At 68.3% G+C, this 16,964-nt stretch carries 15 protein-coding genes; 3 read left to right on the forward strand and 12 right to left on the reverse strand.

Annotated features, from left to right (window positions below; genetic code table 11):
* Positions 1–7 precede the first annotated feature (7 nt).
* Positions 8–994 (forward strand): tRNA dihydrouridine synthase DusB, encoded by a 987-nt coding sequence (dusB, locus tag HBF32_RS10840; RefSeq protein ID WP_166699637.1) that lies wholly within the window; start codon positions 8–10, stop codon positions 992–994.
* A 26-nt stretch (positions 995–1,020) separates the two neighbouring features.
* Here the strand turns inward: dusB and HBF32_RS10845 are convergent, their stop codons facing one another.
* The 8 genes from HBF32_RS10845 to HBF32_RS10880 all read right to left on the reverse strand — a co-directional run bounded on the left by HBF32_RS10845 (position 1,021) and on the right by HBF32_RS10880 (position 8,803).
* Positions 1,021–1,515, reverse strand: coding sequence for a YkgB family protein (locus HBF32_RS10845; RefSeq protein WP_166699638.1), 495 nt, complete (start codon positions 1,513–1,515; stop codon positions 1,021–1,023).
* 97 nt (positions 1,516–1,612) lie between these two features.
* Positions 1,613–2,905, reverse strand: a complete 1,293-nt coding sequence (gene dctA / locus HBF32_RS10850; RefSeq protein ID WP_166699639.1) for a C4-dicarboxylate transporter DctA — start codon at positions 2,903–2,905, stop codon at positions 1,613–1,615.
* A 23-nt stretch (positions 2,906–2,928) separates the two neighbouring features.
* The gene (locus HBF32_RS10855) at positions 2,929–3,801 is read right to left on the reverse strand and encodes an amidohydrolase family protein (RefSeq protein WP_166699640.1); all 873 of its coding nucleotides are present in this window, start codon (positions 3,799–3,801) and stop codon (positions 2,929–2,931) included.
* Positions 3,802–3,808: 7 nt separating this feature from the next.
* Positions 3,809–4,501 (reverse strand): 4-carboxy-4-hydroxy-2-oxoadipate aldolase/oxaloacetate decarboxylase, encoded by a 693-nt coding sequence (locus tag HBF32_RS10860; protein ID WP_166699641.1) that lies wholly within the window; start codon positions 4,499–4,501, stop codon positions 3,809–3,811.
* A complete protein-coding gene (locus tag HBF32_RS10865) occupies positions 4,498–5,220 on the reverse strand; it encodes a PIG-L deacetylase family protein (protein ID WP_166699642.1) in 723 nt (240 codons plus the stop codon). The genes HBF32_RS10860 and HBF32_RS10865 overlap by 4 nt, the downstream gene beginning before the upstream one ends.
* A 22-nt stretch (positions 5,221–5,242) precedes the next feature.
* Positions 5,243–6,325 carry a 4-oxalomesaconate tautomerase gene (locus HBF32_RS10870; RefSeq protein WP_166699643.1) on the reverse strand — a complete coding sequence of 361 codons (1,083 nt, stop codon included), beginning with the start codon at positions 6,323–6,325 and terminating at the stop codon, positions 5,243–5,245.
* 171 nt (positions 6,326–6,496) lie between these two features.
* Positions 6,497–7,405 (reverse strand): LysR substrate-binding domain-containing protein, encoded by a 909-nt coding sequence (locus tag HBF32_RS10875; RefSeq protein ID WP_166699644.1) that lies wholly within the window; start codon positions 7,403–7,405, stop codon positions 6,497–6,499.
* 45 nt (positions 7,406–7,450) lie between these two features.
* Complete coding sequence (locus tag HBF32_RS10880) at positions 7,451–8,803, reverse strand: carbohydrate porin (protein ID WP_166699645.1); 1,353 nt, start codon at positions 8,801–8,803, stop codon at positions 7,451–7,453.
* A 394-nt stretch (positions 8,804–9,197) separates the two neighbouring features.
* On the opposite strand from HBF32_RS10880, the gene HBF32_RS10885 reads away from it, so the two are divergent.
* Together HBF32_RS10885 and fdhD are read left to right on the forward strand one after the other, a co-directional pair.
* A complete protein-coding gene (locus tag HBF32_RS10885; protein ID WP_166699646.1) occupies positions 9,198–11,534 on the forward strand; it encodes an FdhF/YdeP family oxidoreductase in 2,337 nt (778 codons plus the stop codon).
* Complete coding sequence (fdhD, locus tag HBF32_RS10890) at positions 11,524–12,378, forward strand: formate dehydrogenase accessory sulfurtransferase FdhD (RefSeq protein ID WP_166699647.1); 855 nt, start codon at positions 11,524–11,526, stop codon at positions 12,376–12,378. The genes HBF32_RS10885 and fdhD overlap by 11 nt, the downstream gene beginning before the upstream one ends.
* On the opposite strand, the gene HBF32_RS10895 is transcribed toward fdhD, so the two are convergent.
* From HBF32_RS10895 to fusA, 4 genes are all read right to left on the reverse strand, one after another.
* A complete protein-coding gene (locus HBF32_RS10895; protein ID WP_166699648.1) occupies positions 12,375–12,719 on the reverse strand; it encodes a DUF7009 family protein in 345 nt (114 codons plus the stop codon). The genes fdhD and HBF32_RS10895 overlap by 4 nt on opposite strands.
* The gene (gene mobA, locus HBF32_RS10900) at positions 12,716–13,249 is read right to left on the reverse strand and encodes a molybdenum cofactor guanylyltransferase (RefSeq protein ID WP_166699649.1); all 534 of its coding nucleotides are present in this window, start codon (positions 13,247–13,249) and stop codon (positions 12,716–12,718) included. The genes HBF32_RS10895 and mobA overlap by 4 nt, the downstream gene beginning before the upstream one ends.
* The gene (locus HBF32_RS10905) at positions 13,246–14,442 is read right to left on the reverse strand and encodes a molybdopterin molybdotransferase MoeA (protein ID WP_166699650.1); all 1,197 of its coding nucleotides are present in this window, start codon (positions 14,440–14,442) and stop codon (positions 13,246–13,248) included. The genes mobA and HBF32_RS10905 overlap by 4 nt, the downstream gene beginning before the upstream one ends.
* A 213-nt stretch (positions 14,443–14,655) precedes the next feature.
* Positions 14,656–16,725, reverse strand: a complete 2,070-nt coding sequence (fusA, locus tag HBF32_RS10910; RefSeq protein WP_166699651.1) for an elongation factor G — start codon at positions 16,723–16,725, stop codon at positions 14,656–14,658.
* Positions 16,726–16,964: the final 239 nt, after the last annotated feature.

A 16,964-nucleotide genomic window follows, 5' to 3' on the forward strand; every position in this document is an offset into this window, starting at 1 on the left:
CAAGGCCATGCGTATTGGCCCCTACCTCATCGCGCCGGCCGTGGTGCTCGCGCCCATGGCCGGCGTGACCGACAAGCCGTTCCGGCTCCTGTGCAAGCGCATGGGGGCTGGGCTTGCCGTGTCCGAGATGACCACGGCCGACCCGCGCCTGTGGAACACGCGCAAATCCCTGCGGCGGATGGACCACGAGGGCGAACCCGAGCCGGTGAGCGTGCAGATCGCGGGCTACGATCCCGGCATGCTCGCCGAGGCGGCAAGGTACAACGCCGACAACGGCGCGCAGATCGTCGACATCAACATGGGCTGCCCGGCCAAGAAGGTCTGCAACGTCTGGTCGGGATCCGCCCTGTTGCAGGACGAGCCGCTCGTGGCGCGCATCCTCCAGGCCGTGGTCAAGGCGGTGGATGTCCCCGTCACGCTGAAGATCCGCACCGGCTGGGACCGCGAGCACCGCAACGCGCTGAACATCGCCCGCATTGCCGAGGACGCCGGCATCGCCGCCCTCTCCGTGCATGGGCGCACGCGCGCCGACAAGTACGAGGGCGAGGCCGAGTACGCGACCATCGCGGCGGTGAAGGCCAGCGTATCGATTCCCGTGCTCGCCAACGGCGACATCGTCGATCCGGCGAAGGCCCGCGAGGTGCTCCGCGCGACGGGTGCCGACGCCGTCATGATCGGCCGTGGCGCGCAGGGCCGTCCGTGGATATTCCGCGAGATCGCCCATCACCTCGACAGCGGCGGCTTCCTTCCGGAACCCTCCCCCGCCGAGGTGCGCGACATCCTCGCCGGACACCTCGAGCACCTCTATGCCTTCTATGGCGAGACGATGGGCGTGCGCATCGCGCGCAAGCACCTCGGCTGGTACGCGAAGGATCGCCCCGAGAACGCGGCATTCCGCCTTGTGGTGAACAAGGCGGAAGACGCGGCGACCCAGTTGCGCCTGACGCGGGAGTATTTCGACGCGCTCGAGGCGGGAGTCTCGCTGGCGGCCTGAATCCCTTCCTCGGGAAGGCGTCGACTTCAATCCTCGCGCGGGAGGTCCAGCGCGCGGATCACGTCGGCCCGGAGCAGGTAGATCGAGACCACGAGCAGGACGAGGTCCTTCAGGAGGAACGCGGCGTTCATCGCCATCGCGGGGAAACCGCCGGCGCCGGCGTCCCAGCCATTCGGGACGAACGGAAGGATCGTCAGCGTGGAGACGAAGGTGACGATGGAACCGAGTGCGCCCAGCACGCCCAGCTTTTTGTTCCAGAAGCCCAGCAGCAGCAGCGTACCGAACGTCCACTCCGCGGAGCCGAGGAGGATGGCGGTGCCGTGGATGCCCAGGACCGGGATCGTCCAGGAAATGAGCGGCCCCTGCGCGATCAGCGGCGCCAGCGCCGTGATTTCGGATTCGAACCACTTGTCGTACCCGAACCACGCGAAGATGACGATCATCGCGGCGCGGAGCAGGTGGTAACCGAGGTCTTTCTTCAGGAGGCCGGATCTGGCGAGGAGCTGGAGCAAGGCGTTCATGGTGGTTCCTTCGTTAGGTGAGTGCGACGGGGCTCACTTTACGAAGGAACATCGAGCTTCTTAAGACCGAATAGTCCCAATAAGATGCCCGAAAGTATCAGGCGGCTTTCAGGACCGCCGCCATCCTGGGCCGGTCCAGTTCACGCTCCCAGGCCGAGACCACGATCGCCGCCACGCCGTTGCCGACCAGGTTCGTCATCGCGAGGCCGGTACCGAGGAAACGGTGGATGCCGAGGATCAGGACCATGCCCGCGACCGGCACCACCGGCACGACGCTCAGCGTGGAGGCCAGCATCACCAGCGCCGCGCCGGCGACGCCGCTCGCGCCTTTCGACGTGAGCATGCCCACGATCGCCACGGTGATCTGCTGCTCGAGGGTAAGCGGGATGTTCAGCGCCTGGGCGATGAACAGGATGGCCATGGTGAGGTAGATGTTGGTGCCGTCGAGGTTGAACGAATAACCGGTCGGCACGACCAGGCCCACCGTTTCCTTCGGGCAACCCAGGTCCTCCATCTTGCGCATCAGCGGTGCCAGCACGACCTCGGACGAACTGGTACCGAGCACGATCAGCAGTTCGTCCTTGATGTAGGCGCAGAAGCGCAGGATGCTGAATCCCACCAGGCGGGCGACGGCACCGAGCACCGCCACGACGAAGAGGATGCAGACGAGGTAGAAGCTGCCGATCAGCTCCATCAGCGGCACCAGCGACACGACACCGTACTTGCCGATGGTGAAGGCCATGGCACCGAAGGCGCCGATCGACGACACCGCCGTGATGTAGTGGACGATCTTGAAGAACACCTGCGCGCCCGCCTCGATCACGTCGTAGACGGGCTTGCCGCGTTCGCCGACCGACGCCAGCGCGCAACCGAACAGCACCGAGATCAGCAGGATCGAAAGCACGTCGCCTTTCGCGAATGCGCTGACGAAGGTCGACGGGATGATCGACAACAGGAACCCGACCGACTCGATGTTGTGCCCCTGGGCGACGAGGTTGCCGACCTCGCCCGCCTTCAGGGTCCCCGGATCGACGTTGAACCCCGTGCCGGGGTGGAACAGGTGGCCGGCGACGAGTCCGAAGAACAGGGCGAAGGTCGAGATCATCTCGAAGTAGAGCAGCGCCTTGCCGCCCACGCGGCCGACCTTGCGCATATCGCGCATGCCGGCGATGCCGGTGACCACCGTGCAGAAGATGATCGGACCGATCACCATCTTGATGAGGGCGATGAAGCCGTCGCCAAACGGCTTCATCGCCACCGCGTACTTCGGCGAGAGGTACCCGAGGAGCACGCCGACGACCACCGCCACGAGGACCTGGACGTAGAGTTGCCGGTAGAACGGCTTGCGCGGCTTCTGCGACGAGGGAAGGTTGGCGACGGTATCGGACATGGGAATCTCGTGACGTGGATCGATCAGGCGAAGTCGTACAGGCGCGCGGGATTGTCGACGAGCAGGCGGCGACGTAAATCCTCGTCCGGGCAGAAGCGGAACATCAGGTCGACCAGGCCACCGTCGTTGGGCATGTCCTTCGCGATGTTGGGATGCGGAAAGTCCGTACCCCACAGCACGCGATCGGGCGCGGCGTCGATGAGCGCGCCGGCGAAGGGGATCGCATCGTCGAAAGGGCGCTTGCCGGCGGACACGCGCTCGGCGCCGCACACCTTCACCCACGCCAGCGGGTTGTCCCGCATGAGTGCCAGCAGCAGGCGGAACGGTTCCTGCCCGAGGCCTTCGGCGGCCTGCACGCGTCCCATGTGGTCGATCACGAAGGGCACGCGGATCTTCGCGAGGACGTCGCCGTTCAGCTCCACGATGTCGTTGGCATCGAGGTGCAGCACCACGTGCCAACCCATCTCGGCCACCTTGTCGAGCACGCGCCAGAACACCCTCATGTCCGGCCGGCCGCCGAGGTGCTGCACGAAATTGAAGCGGACGCCGCGCACGCCGCCGCGATCCAGCGTCTCGAGGCCCTTGTCGTCGATGCCGTCGTCGACGATGGCGACGCCGCGATAGCGGCCCTCGCCGCGCGCGATGGCGTCGAGCATGGCCGTGTTGTCGGTGCCGTGGCAGCTGGCCTGCACGATCACGCCGCGGTCGAGACCGAGGAAATCGTGCAGCGCGACCAGGTCCTCGTACGGCGCGTCGGGTGGCGTGTAGCTGCGGTCCGGCGCATAGGGAAAGCGATCGGCGGGGCCGAACACGTGGCAATGCGCGTCGCAGGCGAGCGGGGGGAGCGCCTGCTGCGGCTTGGTGGGGTGCGGATCGGGAGGGAGGCAGGACTTCATCGGGGTTTTACTCGTGGGGAAGCTCGTCGACGTAACGCAGCCCGGCGGCCTCGAGCTTCGGGCGCATCGCGTAGATATCGAGGCCCAGCTCGCCGGCCGCAAGGCGCTTGCGCTTATCTTCTTCGTTAAGCATGCGCTTGCGCGACGCGGCGATGGCGGCGTCCACCGTCGCATGAGGCACCACCACCACGCCGTCGTCGTCGGCGACGACGGCGTCGCCCGGGTTCACCAGCTGCCCGCCGATGATGACCGGCACGTTGACCGAGCCCAGCGTGGCCTTCACCGTGCCGCGTGCGTGCACCGCCCGCGCCCATACCGGAAAGCCCATGCGGCGTAGTTCCGCGCTGTCGCGCACGCCGGCGTCGATGACCAGGCCGGCCACGCCACGGGCCATCAGCGAGGTCGCGAGCAGGTCGCCGAACATGCCGTCGGTGTTCTCGGTGGTGCAGGCGACCACGAGCACGTCGCCGGCACGGCATTGCTCGACGGCCACGTGCAGCATCCAGTTGTCGCCGGGCTGGGCCAGCACGGTCACCGCGGAACCCGCGATGGACCGGTCCTGCTGGATCGGCGCGATCGGCGGCTGGAGCAGACCGGTGCGTCCCTGTGCTTCGTGCACCGTCGCCACGCCGAGCGCGGCCAGCGTGCTGGCCTGCTCCGCGCCGATGGACGGCCGGTTGCGTACGACCACGCCGATCATGCGAGCGTCCCCTGCGTCACATGCGGGAACACGCGCTGGAAGGCTTCCGCGTAGGCGATCTTGAAGTCCGAGTTGCGCGTGGCCTGGGCGCCGCGCTGGAGACCGACGCGGGTGTAGTACTCCCACAGGTGCTCCTGCGCGCGCATGGTCTCGAAGGCGGCGCGCTTCTTCTCCCAGACCGGCGTGATGTCGAGGAACAGCTCGGGCTTCCACTCGCACTGTTCCGGCTGGTGCGGCTCGAAGAGGAACACCGGCGGCGCGCCGATCACCGGCACCTGGGGTTCGTGGCCATGGGCCTGCGCGACGACGCGCGCCTCCTGCGCGACGTGGGTGGCGAGCGGATGGTCGAAGTTGTACGGATCCTTCAGCGAATGGCTGAGCACGAAGGACGGGCGCAGTTCGCGGTAGACCTTGGCGAGGTGGAACACCACGTCGAGATCGGCGCGCATCGGGTAGTCGCCGATGTCGAGGAATTCCACGCTGGCGCCGAGGATGTTCGCGGCTTCCTGCGCTTCGGCGCGACGGTCGGTCTTCACCTTCTCCATCGTCATGCCGGGCTGGCGCCAGAGCTTCGCGGATTCGCCGCGCTCGCCGAACGACAGGCAGACGATATGCACGCGCCAGCCCTGGGACGCATGCAGCGCGATGGCGCCGCCGGCGCGCCAGACGAAATCGGCGGAATGGGCGCTGACGACGAGCGCGGTCTTCGGGTCGGACATGGCTAGCTCCAGGGGAATGGGATCAGGCGGCGGGACCGCACCAGATCGATGGGGAGACGGGAACGGTGCCGCGCATGAGCAGGCGGGCGGTGCGCAGGAGCGCCGCGCGGACGACGCGCGTGCCCTCCATGCCGACCTCGACGCTGAATTCGCCGGTCGGATGCTCGATCGAGAGGGTGCGCACGTCGCCCTCGCCCGGGTGCGCGACGTCGTACGCCACGGAGCCCGGGAGCACGGCGGCGGTCGCCACGGTCACCGCGCCGAGCACGCCGATCGAGGTGTGCACGTCGTGCGGGATGAAGGTGCGCGTGCCGATGGCGCCGCCGGCGCGCGGCGGCGATACCAGCGTGATCTTGGGCACGGGCTTGTGGCTCACGTCGCCGAGGTTCATGAGCGGCGCCGCCTTCAGGCGCAACGCCTCGATGCGCGCCTTCAGCGCCGCGTCGCCGTCGAGCTGCCCGGGACTCTCGTCGCCGCGCAGGCCCAGCGCCGCGGCCGCGATGATCATGACGGGCATGCCGTTGTCGATCAGCGTCATCTCGATGCCGTCGACGGTATCGCGCACGTTGCCGGTGGGCAGCAGGCTTCCCGTCAGCGAACCCTCGGTGTCGAGGAATCCGCAGGTCACCGGCGCCGCGGGACGCGGCACGCCGTCGATGCGGGCCTCGCCGTCGTAGACCGGCTGGCCGCACGGCGTCTCGATGCTGATCTCGGCTACCACGCCGGTATTCACCGTACGGACCCGGCGGGTGGTGGTGCCGCGATCGCCCTCGATCAGTCCCGCCTCGATCGCCGCGGGCAGCGCGGCCGCAAGCATGTTGCCGCAGTTGGGCGTGGTATCCACCAGCGCATCCGCGATACCCACCTGGCCGAAGAGGAAGTCGAGATCGGCGCCGCCGTCCGTCGGAACGGAGAGGATGCCGACCTTGCTGGTGAGCGGTTTCGCGCCGCCCAGGCCATCGATCTGCCGGGGGTCCGGCGAGCCCATCGCCGCCAGGATCACGGCATCGCGGATCGTGGGGTCCTCGGGCAGGTCGCGGGCCAGGAAGAACGGCCCTTTCGAGGTACCGCCTCGCATGTACCAGCAGGGAATCTCGTGCGCCATGGCCTTCGCCCAGGGGAAATCGACGGGACGATGGTCTTCCCGGCGACAAGGGCGTACAACGCGATCGGGTGCCTATCTGTTATGCATGATGCGCATATCCAGATCGGCGTCTTGCGTTTGATGCAATGCAGCACGGAACAGGCCGGAGACGCTGGGTCCCTGCCAGGGCGATCACTCCCGCGGATCCAGCTTCCCTTCCGCAATCAGCTCGTCCACCAGCGACAGCGCCCTTTCGGTGATGGGGCTCATCGGCCGCTGCGTCGGCGTGGCCACGACCAGGCGGGTGACGATCTTCGGCATCACGATGGGCACGGCGCGCAGGTGGTGCGGTCCGCGCCGCGCCAGCACCGCGTTCCGCGACAGCACGCCATAGCCCACGCCGCGCTCCACGAGGTCGAGCAGCGAGCGGACCGCGTCGATTTCCAGCCGGATGTCGAGCGACACGCCATAGCGCGCGGCATCCGCCTCGATGAGTTGCCGGACCGAGTGGAGCGGCGACGGGATGATCAGCGGGTACTTGCCGAGGGTCGCCAGCGGTACGCTTTCCGGCAGTTCGCGCCCCTCTTTCTCGCTGCCGATGAGGTAGAGCTGCTCGGAATGCACGTGGCGGAAACGCATGTTGGCGTTTATCGCCGGGTTGTACAGCAACGCGCAGTCCAGGCGGCCGAGCTGCAACCATTCGAGGAGGCTGGCGCTCAAGGCTTCCACCACGCTGATCTGCGCAGCCGGATAGCGTTCGCGGAAGCGCATCACGAGATCGACGGTGAGCAGGCCGCCCACGCTGGGCGGCAGGCCGATCGCGAGCTTGCCGGCATAGACGCCGCGCGCCTGGCCGAGCTGCATGCGGGCCACTTCCACCTGGCGCAGGATGCCGCGGCCATGCTCCACCAGTTCCCGCCCGGCTTCCGTGGCGACGACGCCGCGACCGTTGCGCTCCAGCAGGTGGGTGCCCAGCTCCATTTCGAGCTGGCGCACCTGCCGGCTCAGCAGGGATTGCGACACGTCCAGCGTGGCGGCGGCCCGCGTGAGGCTGCCGAACTCGACGATGCGGATGAAGCTCTGCAGGTGTTTCAGGTCCACGGAAGGATCGCGCGACGGCCGGCCGGGTTGGGTGGGAGGATTATGTCACTGGCTGCCTGGCCCGCCCATGTTCACCATCACGCGCAGGCCCACCACGATGGCGTTGGCCGATACCCGCTTCGCGCCCGCGGTGTTGCCGAGGATGTCCGGGTGCACGATGTACTGCAGGTTCGGCACCAGGCTCACCACCGGGAACAGCTTGTAGCTGTAGTTGAGCTCGGTCATCCATTCGTTGCGGTCGAAATGCTCGTTCGTTCCGCTGTTCTTGTGGATGAGGTCGTCCTCGAAGCCCACCGCCTTGCGGCTGAAACGGAACAGCGTTGCCTGGAAGCCCAGCGAATCGGTCGGTCGCGCCGCCGAAAGTCCGGTCCAGAGCATGCCGAAGGTGGATTGCAGTGTGTAGTTCTCGGCATTGTCCAGCGGGCCGGTCACCGAGCCGAACACCGCGAGGTTGCGCGTGTTCCTGGTCGGGTCCGGCTTCCATACCACCTTGTCGGCGAGGACGTAGAGGCCGTATCGGCCGCCCTGGTAACGACGCGCGGTGCCGCCGACGAGGCCGCGATGCAAGCCACGCGTATTGAGTTCGGGATCGGTGAATGGCGCGGAGTTGTACCAGCCGCCGATCTTCAGGTGCTTCGGATACGGGTCGTTGGCGAAGGTCGTGCCATAGCCCGCCTCGACGGGGACCAGCACGCCCGTGGCCTTGCCGATGCCCCAGTCCAGGCCGTTGTTGTTGCGGCGCTCGGGGTTGATCTCGAACGCGCCGATGGATACGTAGCGTCCGTCGGGCTGGTATTTCACGCGCGCGCCCCAGTTCACGTAGGGAAAGCCGGTGAATCCACCCGCCGTGTTGGTGAGCTGGTATGGGCAATCCGGCGCGCTCACGAAGCGGCAGCCGTAGGTCGAACGCGCGAACTGCCAGGTGGCGTTCATGCGACCGGCCAGCACGTTGACGTGGCTGCCGGAAAACTGCTGCTCCCATGTCAGCTGGGCCAGCTCCCACTGGCGCTTCGGATACCAGTAACCCTGGATCTTCTGGACCACGCCGATGTCGTTGGCCGCGACGCTGTGCCCGTAGTAGCGCGAGAACGTGATATGCATCTTGCCGCCTTCGATCCCGGCAAGCTTCGCCATGTCGAGATCGGCACCGCCTACCGCGCCACCGCCGTTGGTGGCGCCGAGCCGTTCGCCGCCACGGACACTGCCCGCCCAGTCGTTGGCCCAGACGAAGCGTAACGAGACGCCCTTGTCGCGCAGGCGGTCGACGGGCCCCTTCGCCTCGGTGGCGACGGTGGGCGCGGCCTGTCCGGGTGGCTGCGCGTCCGGCGTGCCCTGCGCGGCAGCGGTGGACGCGGCGAGCATGACGAATACGGCGATGGCAAAGCGGCGAAGCATCATGGCGGAGTACCCCCGAACCCGCCGAAACGCCGACGGAACGGGGGCGATGCTCGTCGCGATGGCATGCACGAACAACGCGATCGTGGAACTATCAGGTATGCATTACGCGCATGACTTGCGTTACGTCATGAATATTGTGCATCGCACAAACCAATCCGTGCCAGCTGACGGCCCCGATGGGGCCGCCCTTGTGGCGCCGCGACAGAACATGCCGGGAGCCGGTGCAGCGGCGATCCCGCGCCGGTGGCAGGTTCGCCCCGAGGGCCTCCATCGTCACTCGAGCGGATGCCAGGACGGTCTATCCGGCCTGCGCGATCCGTACTTTCGTTCAATTGAATCGCGGGTGCGCGCGTAGAATGATCGGTCGCGGGATCCACATCAGCGAGCACAGGCCATGAGCGAAAAATCCGTCCCCGGCATCGAACCCTATGAGAGCCCGGCCGGTGGCTGGGGCGCACTCGGTGCCGTGGCCAAGGCCATCAGCGGACAGATGGCCATCGCGCGCGAGTCCCTGGCGCTGCACAAGGTCAACCAGCCGACGGGCTTCGATTGCCCCGGCTGCGCCTGGCCCGATCCCAAGGAAACCTCCTCCTTCGAATTCTGCGAGAACGGCGCGAAGGCCGTTTCCTGGGAAGCGACGGCCAAGCGGGTGCGACCGGAATTCTTCGCCAGCAACAAGGTGGCGGACCTGTGGAACCTGTCCGATTACGCCCTCGAAGGCCTGGGCCGGCTCACCCACCCGATGGCGTACGACCGTGCGAGCGATACCTACAAGCCGATCGCCTGGGACGAGGCGTTCCAACGGATCGGCGCGGCATTGCGCGCCCTGCCCGATCCGAACATGGCGGAGTTCTACACCTCGGGCCGCGCTTCCAACGAGGCCGCGTTCCTCTACCAGCTGTTCGTCCGCGAGTACGGCACCAATAATTTCCCCGACTGTTCGAACATGTGCCATGAGGCCACCAGCGTGGGCCTGCCCAAGTCGGTAGGCTCGGGCAAGGGCACCGTGGTGCTGGAGGATTTCGAGCACTGCGATGCGATCTTCTGCATCGGCCACAACCCCGGCACGAACCATCCGCGCATGCTCTCCACGCTGCGCGAGGCGTCGCTGCGCGGCGTGCCCATCGTCGTGCTCAATCCCCTTCCCGAACGGGGCCTGGAGCGCTTCACGTCGCCGCAGCACCCGGTGGAAATGCTCACGGGCAAGTCGGTGCGCATCGCCTCCACGTATTACAAGCTGAAGATCGGCGGCGACGTCGCCGTACTGAAAGGCATGATGAAGTCGCTGCTCGCGGCCGACGAACGCGCCATCGCCGCCGGCATGCCGGGCGTGCTCGATCGCGACTTCATCGCCGCCAACACCACGGGTTTCGAAGCCCTGGCCGAGGACGTCGCGGGGACTTCCTGGGCGGCCATCGAGCGCTGCTCCGGGCTGACGCGCGCCGAGATCGAGAACGCCGCCGATATCTACGCCAAGGCCAGGAACGTCATCGTCTGCTACGGCATGGGCATCACCCAGCACGCGCACGGCACGGAGAACGTCCAGCAGATCGCCAACCTGCTGCTCCTGCGCGGGAACATCGGCCGCCAGGGCGCCGGCATCTGCCCGCTGCGCGGCCACAGCAACGTGCAGGGCGACCGCACCGTGGGCATCACGGAAAAGCCGAACGACGAACTCAACGACGGCATTCGCCGCACCTACGGCTTCGAGCCGCCGGTGGCGCACGGGCACGACGCCGTCGCGGCGGTGATCGCGATACGCGAAGGCCGGTCGAAGGCGCTGGTGGCGCTGGGCGGCAACCTCGCCGTCGCCATGCCCGATACCGCGGAGACCTTCGAAGCGATGCGCAAGCTGGACCTCGCCGTCCATGTCGCCACGAAGCTCAACCGCTCGCACCTGATCCTCGCCAGGGAGTCGATCATCCTGCCCTGCCTCGGCCGCACCGAGCTCGACGTGCAGGCCTCCGGCCCGCAAGCGGTGACGGTGGAGGATTCGATGTCGATGGTGCACGCATCCGCCGGCACCCTCGCTCCGGCCTCCGAGCACCTCCGTTCCGAACCGTGGATCGTGGCTGGCATCGCCAAGGCCACCCTGCCGCGGACGCGCGTGGACTGGGATCGCCTCGTCGGGGATTACAACCTCATCCGCGACGACATCGAGAAGGTCTTTCCGATATTCCGCGACTTCAACCGCCGTGTGAGCGTGCCCGGCGGGTTCCGCCTGCGCGTCGCGGCCAGCGAACGCGACTGGGCCACGCCGGACAGGCGGGCGCATTTCCTGCTTGCTCCCGGTCTGGAAGAAGATCCGCCGGCCGACGCGAACGGACTGATGCTGACGACGGTACGCTCGCACGACCAGTACAACACCACCATCTACGGCCTCAACGACCGCTACCGCGGCGTGAGCGGCCGCCGCGACGTGGTCTTCATGCATGCCAGGGACCTTGCCGCGCGTGGACTCGCGCATGGCGACCGCATCGACGTGTTCGCCACCGGCGTGAATGCGGCGGACGGCAAGGAACGCGCCGTACGCAACTTCGTCGCCGTGGCTTACGACATCGCCGAAGGTTCCGTCGCCATGTATTACCCGGAAGGCAACGCGCTCATCGCACTGGAGAGCCACGACCGCCGCTCCGGCACCCCGGCTTACAAATCGGTGCCGGTGCGCATCGAGGCCGCGGCGCAACCCGCCTCCGCGCCGGCGCAACCGAAGGCGGCGCATGCCACCTGAGCGCCAACCGCCGTCGGGCTGCGTCACGCGGCCCATCATCCGCTTCGAGCGTGGCCGGCGCAGCGAGGACGAGGATCGCCTCGCGGAGGAAGTGCCGGTCGCGATGCACTTCGACGGCGCCCCCTTCGCCGTGATGATGACGACCCCGGCCGACCTGGAGGATTTCGCACGCGGATTCGCGCTGACCGAAGGCAAAGTCGATTCCATGCTCGATATCGCCGACATCGAGCTGCGTGAAGTCCTGGAAGGCATCGTCGTGGATGTACGCACTTGCAGGAGCCGCCATGGCGGCGAGGAAACCTCGCCCCGGTCCACCGCCATCGCCGGCGAAGCCGGCTCCCATACAAGGCGGGAGCTGCCGGGGCGCAGCGGCTGCGGCATCTGCGGCAGCCGCGAACTCGAAGACGTGGTACGCCATCCTCCGCCGGTGGCGGCGGGACCGACGGTGGACGCCGGCGCCATCGAACGCGCACTCGAAACGCTGCGCACACGCCAGCCGATCAACGCCTTTACCGGCTCGGTGCACGCCGCCGCCTGGGCCTTGCCCGATGGCACGATCGTGGAGGTGCGCGAGGACGTGGGCCGGCACAACGCGCTGGACAAACTGATCGGCGCGATGCTCCTCGCGCGGCACGATCCGCGTGACGGCTTCCTGGTCATCACCAGCCGTGCCAGCTACGAAATGGTGACCAAGGCGGCCATCGCGGGCATGACGATCGTCGTCGCCATTTCCGCGCCCACGGCGCTCGCGGTGCACCTGGCCACGGATTGCGGCGTGACGCTGCTCGGCTTCGCGCGCCCCGGCCGTTTCAACATCTACAGCCGCGCGGAACGCATCCGCTAGCTAGCGCCGTCCCTGCGCCGGCGCAGGCTGTCCTTCACGTCCACGTCGAAGCGCACCGTCGTCGCCACGGTGTCGTAGCCGGGTATATCGAACACGAGACCGTCCTTGCTCGGCAACCGCGATTGCAGGTCGCGCAGCGCCTCGCGCGGCACCTCCATGCGCCACTCGTGCGCCGTGCCGGACAATGTGCAAGCGTTGTCCGTGGCGTCTATCGCGTAGCGCATGGTGAAGGCCTTGCCGAACGCCGTCGACCCGAGCAGCGCGATGTCCTGGAGCAGTTCGTTGAGCTCGTCCTCGTCGATCCGCACGCGGATCTTATCGTCCTCGAGTTGCACCCTCATGCGTTCGCCTCGCGCCATTCGTCGGGGGTATTGCAGTTGACCAGCAGCCGTGTGTCCAGGCCGTCCAGCGGCAGCGCCATCGCGCCGACCGCCGCCTGCAGGGCGGCGATCGAACAGGCGCGCCCGGGCCGGGCCATGAGTTCTTCGAGCGCCGCACGCGCGGTAGCGTCCATGGTCAGCCGCATGGGCAACGGATGATCCCGCCAATGGGTCGCGGCGCGACCGCGCTCGGCGAGCAAGGGAGCCAGCACCGCCGTGCCCAACCGCGGCATGTCCACCGGCACGACCAGCCACTCGCCGTCCGGCAGTCCGTGCATCGCGCTCGCGATGCCGCCGACGGGACCGCTGTCCGGCCAGCGGTCCACTATGCCACCCGCCCGGGTCCCGCTGATCGCCACCCGATCCGCGCCGGCGTCCCATAGGGCGCGCAGCGTCCGTTCCAGCAGGGTGCGTCCGTCGATGCGCAGCATCGCCTTGTCCTCGCCCATGCGGGAGGAGCGTCCGCCGGCGAGGACGAGGCCGAGGATCATGGCGCGTCCGCCGGATCGAGGGGCCACGCGTCGGCGGCATCGTCGGAGCCCGCGGCAGCGGTGAGCCAGTGCGTCGCCTCCGTGTAAGGCAGGATGCGGTAAGCGGCCTGTGCCTTCGCCACGCGCGCGACCTGCCACCCTTCCTCGTCGTGCTCGAGCAGGCCGAGGGCGAAGTGTTGCAGGCCTTCGCGGCCCCCGAGCGGGGCGACGAGGCGCACGCGCGCGGGACGCTCCGGCGCCAGGCCCGCCATCGCGCGCAGCACCGGCGCCACGAAGAAGCGATAGCCGACCGCCACCGCCATCGGATTGCCGGGCAGCGCCAGCACCAGGGGACCGCCGTCGAATCGCGCGGCGAGGAGCGGCTTGCCGGGACGGATGCCCACCTTGTGGAAAAGCCCGCTCGCGCCAAGCGCCGACAGCGCCGAGGGCACGAAGTCGAAACGTCCGGCGGATACGGCACCCGTGGTGACGATCAGGTCCGCATGCGCGTCGAGCGCATCGCGCATGGCGTTCGCGAACGCATCGCCGGCATCCGGCACGCGCGACCGGGAGAGTATTTCCGCGCCCCAATGCGTCAGGCTCGCCGCAAGGAACGGGCCGTTCGAATCGTGGATGCCGGCGGGAGGCAACGGACCCGCCGCGTTGAGTTCGCTGCCCGTCGCGACGATGGCGACCCGCGGCCGACGAAACGCCTCGACCCGTTCGATGCCCAGGGCCGCGAGCAGCATCGTCGCGGCGGCGTCCACGCGGCGCCCGCGATGGAGTACCCGGGCACCCACCGCGATGTCCGAGCCGGCATGGCGCACGTTCTGGCCGCGCCGTTCCTCGGCGGGGAAGCGAACCCGCCCGCTTCCCCGCTCGCTGCGCTCCACGGGGACGACGGTGTCGAAACCTTCGGGCATGCGCGCACCCGTGGCGATCTCGCAGGCCTGCGCCGAGGGGTAGGCGGGCGTGCCGTCGCCTGCCGCCTGCATGGCGGCAACGGCGAAGATCGAACCGGCAGCGATCGTCTCGCCGCCGGCGCGTAAGGCGTAGCCATCCATCGCCGCGTTGTCGAAGGACGGAAGCGCGAGGGGACTGTGTACGTCGCTCGCCAGGATGCGTCGTGCGGCCGACGCGAGCGGGAGAGACTCCACCCCGAGCGGTCGGGTTCCGTCCAGAAGGAGCGCAAGCGCTGCGGGATAGGAAATCATGGATGAAGCGTAACGCGGCCGGTGGGAACCGGCTATGCCGGCGATCCCGCGGCAGCGGGCCAGCGTGCCGCGAGCACCTATCGCCGCTGAAGCGGCTCCCACGAAGTCCGGCAGCTTGCAGGAGAACATGGGATCTCCCACGAGGCCGGCCGTTTGGGGGAGACCATGGGATCCCCCACGAACGGAATCGGGGGCCTGACGGCCCCCGTCCTTTCACGCCGAGCGGCGCGATGGCTCCTGCGTCGCCGGGCGATAGGCGTGGAACGCCACCGTCGCCGAGGCACGTCCCTGGCTCAGCGAGCGCAAGGCGGTGCTGTAACCGTCCAGCTGCGCAAGCGGAACGTCGGCCTCGATCTCCGTGCGCTCCTGCCGGTCGACGAGGTTCACGATCTGCCCGCCGCGGCGCTGCAGGTCGCCCAGGACATCGCCGACCGCCGGCCCGGGGGCGCTCACCGAGACGCGCATCACCGGCTCCAGGAGCACCGTGCCCGTCGTTTCCAGCGCGGACCGCACGGCGATCTGCGCGGCGCGATGGAACGCCGCCTCGTTCGAGTCCACGGCATGCGCCTGCCCATCGAGCACGACCACCGAGGCGCCGACGACCGGATAACCGCGCGGCCCTTCCAGCAACGCCGAGGCGGCTCCCTTCTCGACGGCAGCCTGGAACGCCTTCGGGATGACGCCACCGGTGGTGCGATCCTCGAAGGTGTTGGCCTCGCCACCGTTCGGTGTCACCGACAGCACGACGCGCGCGAACTGGCCGCTGCCGCCGGTCTGCTTGGCGAGCTTGCCCTCGACCGCACCCGATGCCGACGCCGGTGTTTCCTGGTAAGCCACGCGCGGCGAACCCGTGCGTACCTGCACGCCCCATTCGCGGCGCAGGCGCTCCACCATCACTTCCAGGTGCAGTTCGCCCATGCCCCAAACCAGGGTTTCGCCGGTGTCCGGATCGGTGCCCACGCGGAAAGACGGATCCTCCTGCGCCAGGCGCGCAAGCCCGTTGCCGAGCTTCAGCAGGTCGGCCGAACGCTCGGGCGACAGGCGCCACGACAGCACCGCGGGCTGCGCCTGGATCGTCTCCAGCCGCACGCGCCGGTGTGCATCGGACAGGGTTTCTCCCGTGGCCACGTCCTTCCAGCCGGCGATGGCGACGATGTCGCCCGCCTCCGCGGATTCCACCGCTTCGGTGTCCTCGGCACGCACGACGGCGAGACGGCCGACGCGCTGCACGCGGTCCGTGCCGCTGCGCCAGACGGCGTCGCCGACGCTCAGGCGTCCCGCGTACAGCCGCACGAAGGCCAGCGGTCCGTGCGCCTGGTTCACGACCTTGAAAACGAGCGCGGCCAGCGGCGCGCCCGCATCGGGCGCGACCGCCGTGTCGCCATCGTCGGTGTGCGCGACGACCGCGGGACGATCGAGCGGCGAAGGCAGGTACGCCACGAGGGCATCCAGCAGCGGCTCGATGCCGACATTGCGGAACGCCGAACCCGGGAGCACCGGCGAACCGATACCGGCCAGCGTGCCGCGACGCAGCGCCGCGGCGAGCGCGACGGCGTCGACGGGCTGCTCCGCGAGCCATAGCTCGGCCAGCGCTTCGTCGCGGTCGGCGACGGCCGCCACGAGTTCGGCGCGCGCTTCGGCGTGCGCCGCGCGCTCGGCGTCGGTCCACGCATGCGTGGACGGCTGGCCGGCCTCGTCGAAAAGCCAGGTGCGCTCGGCCACCAGGTCGACGAGCCCGGTGATATGCTCGCCCTCGATCACGGGTCGCGCGACGACCCATGGGTTGGCGCCGAGCTTGTCGCGCATCTGCGCGACCACGGCGTCGAAGTCCGCACCCGGGCGGTCCATCTTGTTCACGAACGCCATGAGCGGGACGCCATGTCGGCGGGCCTGGTGCCACACGGTTTCCGATTGCGGCTGCACGCCGGCCACGCCGGAGAACACCGTGACCGCGCCGTCGAGCACGCGCAACGAACGCTCCACCTCGATCGCGAAATCGATGTGTCCGGGCGTGTCGATGAGGGTCAGGCGATGCGGCTGTCCACCCTCCGGCGTCCAGTTGGCGCGCACGGCGGCGGCGCCGATCGTGATGCCACGCTCGCGCTCGAGTTCCATGTGATCCGTGGTGGTCGCGCCATCGTGCACCTCGCCGGTGCGATGGATCGTGCCGGTCTTGTAAAGCAGGCGCTCGGTGAGCGTGGTCTTGCCCGCGTCCACATGCGCGATGATGCCGAGGTTGCGCCAGCGGTCGACAGGAATGCGGGTTTCTCGGGCGGTACTCATGGTCGTGTTTCCTTGCGGCAAAAAAAAAAGCACCCTTGCGGGTGCTTTCAGGTTCTTCGAGGCTGGAACGACGTCTTACGACGGCATACCTCCGTCCATGGCGCGCGCGCACCCGCGACGCGCCCCTGGGGCGATCGGTGGGAGATGCATCAAATCGTGCTTGCAGCGGAACATGGCGGTCTTTCTCGTGGATCGGAGCAAGTTGTGGGCGCTCCGGCCGGTTTCAAGGGGTATCCCAG

The sequence above is a fragment of the Luteibacter yeojuensis genome, assembly GCF_011742875.1.
Classification (GTDB): domain Bacteria; phylum Pseudomonadota; class Gammaproteobacteria; order Xanthomonadales; family Rhodanobacteraceae; genus Luteibacter; species Luteibacter yeojuensis.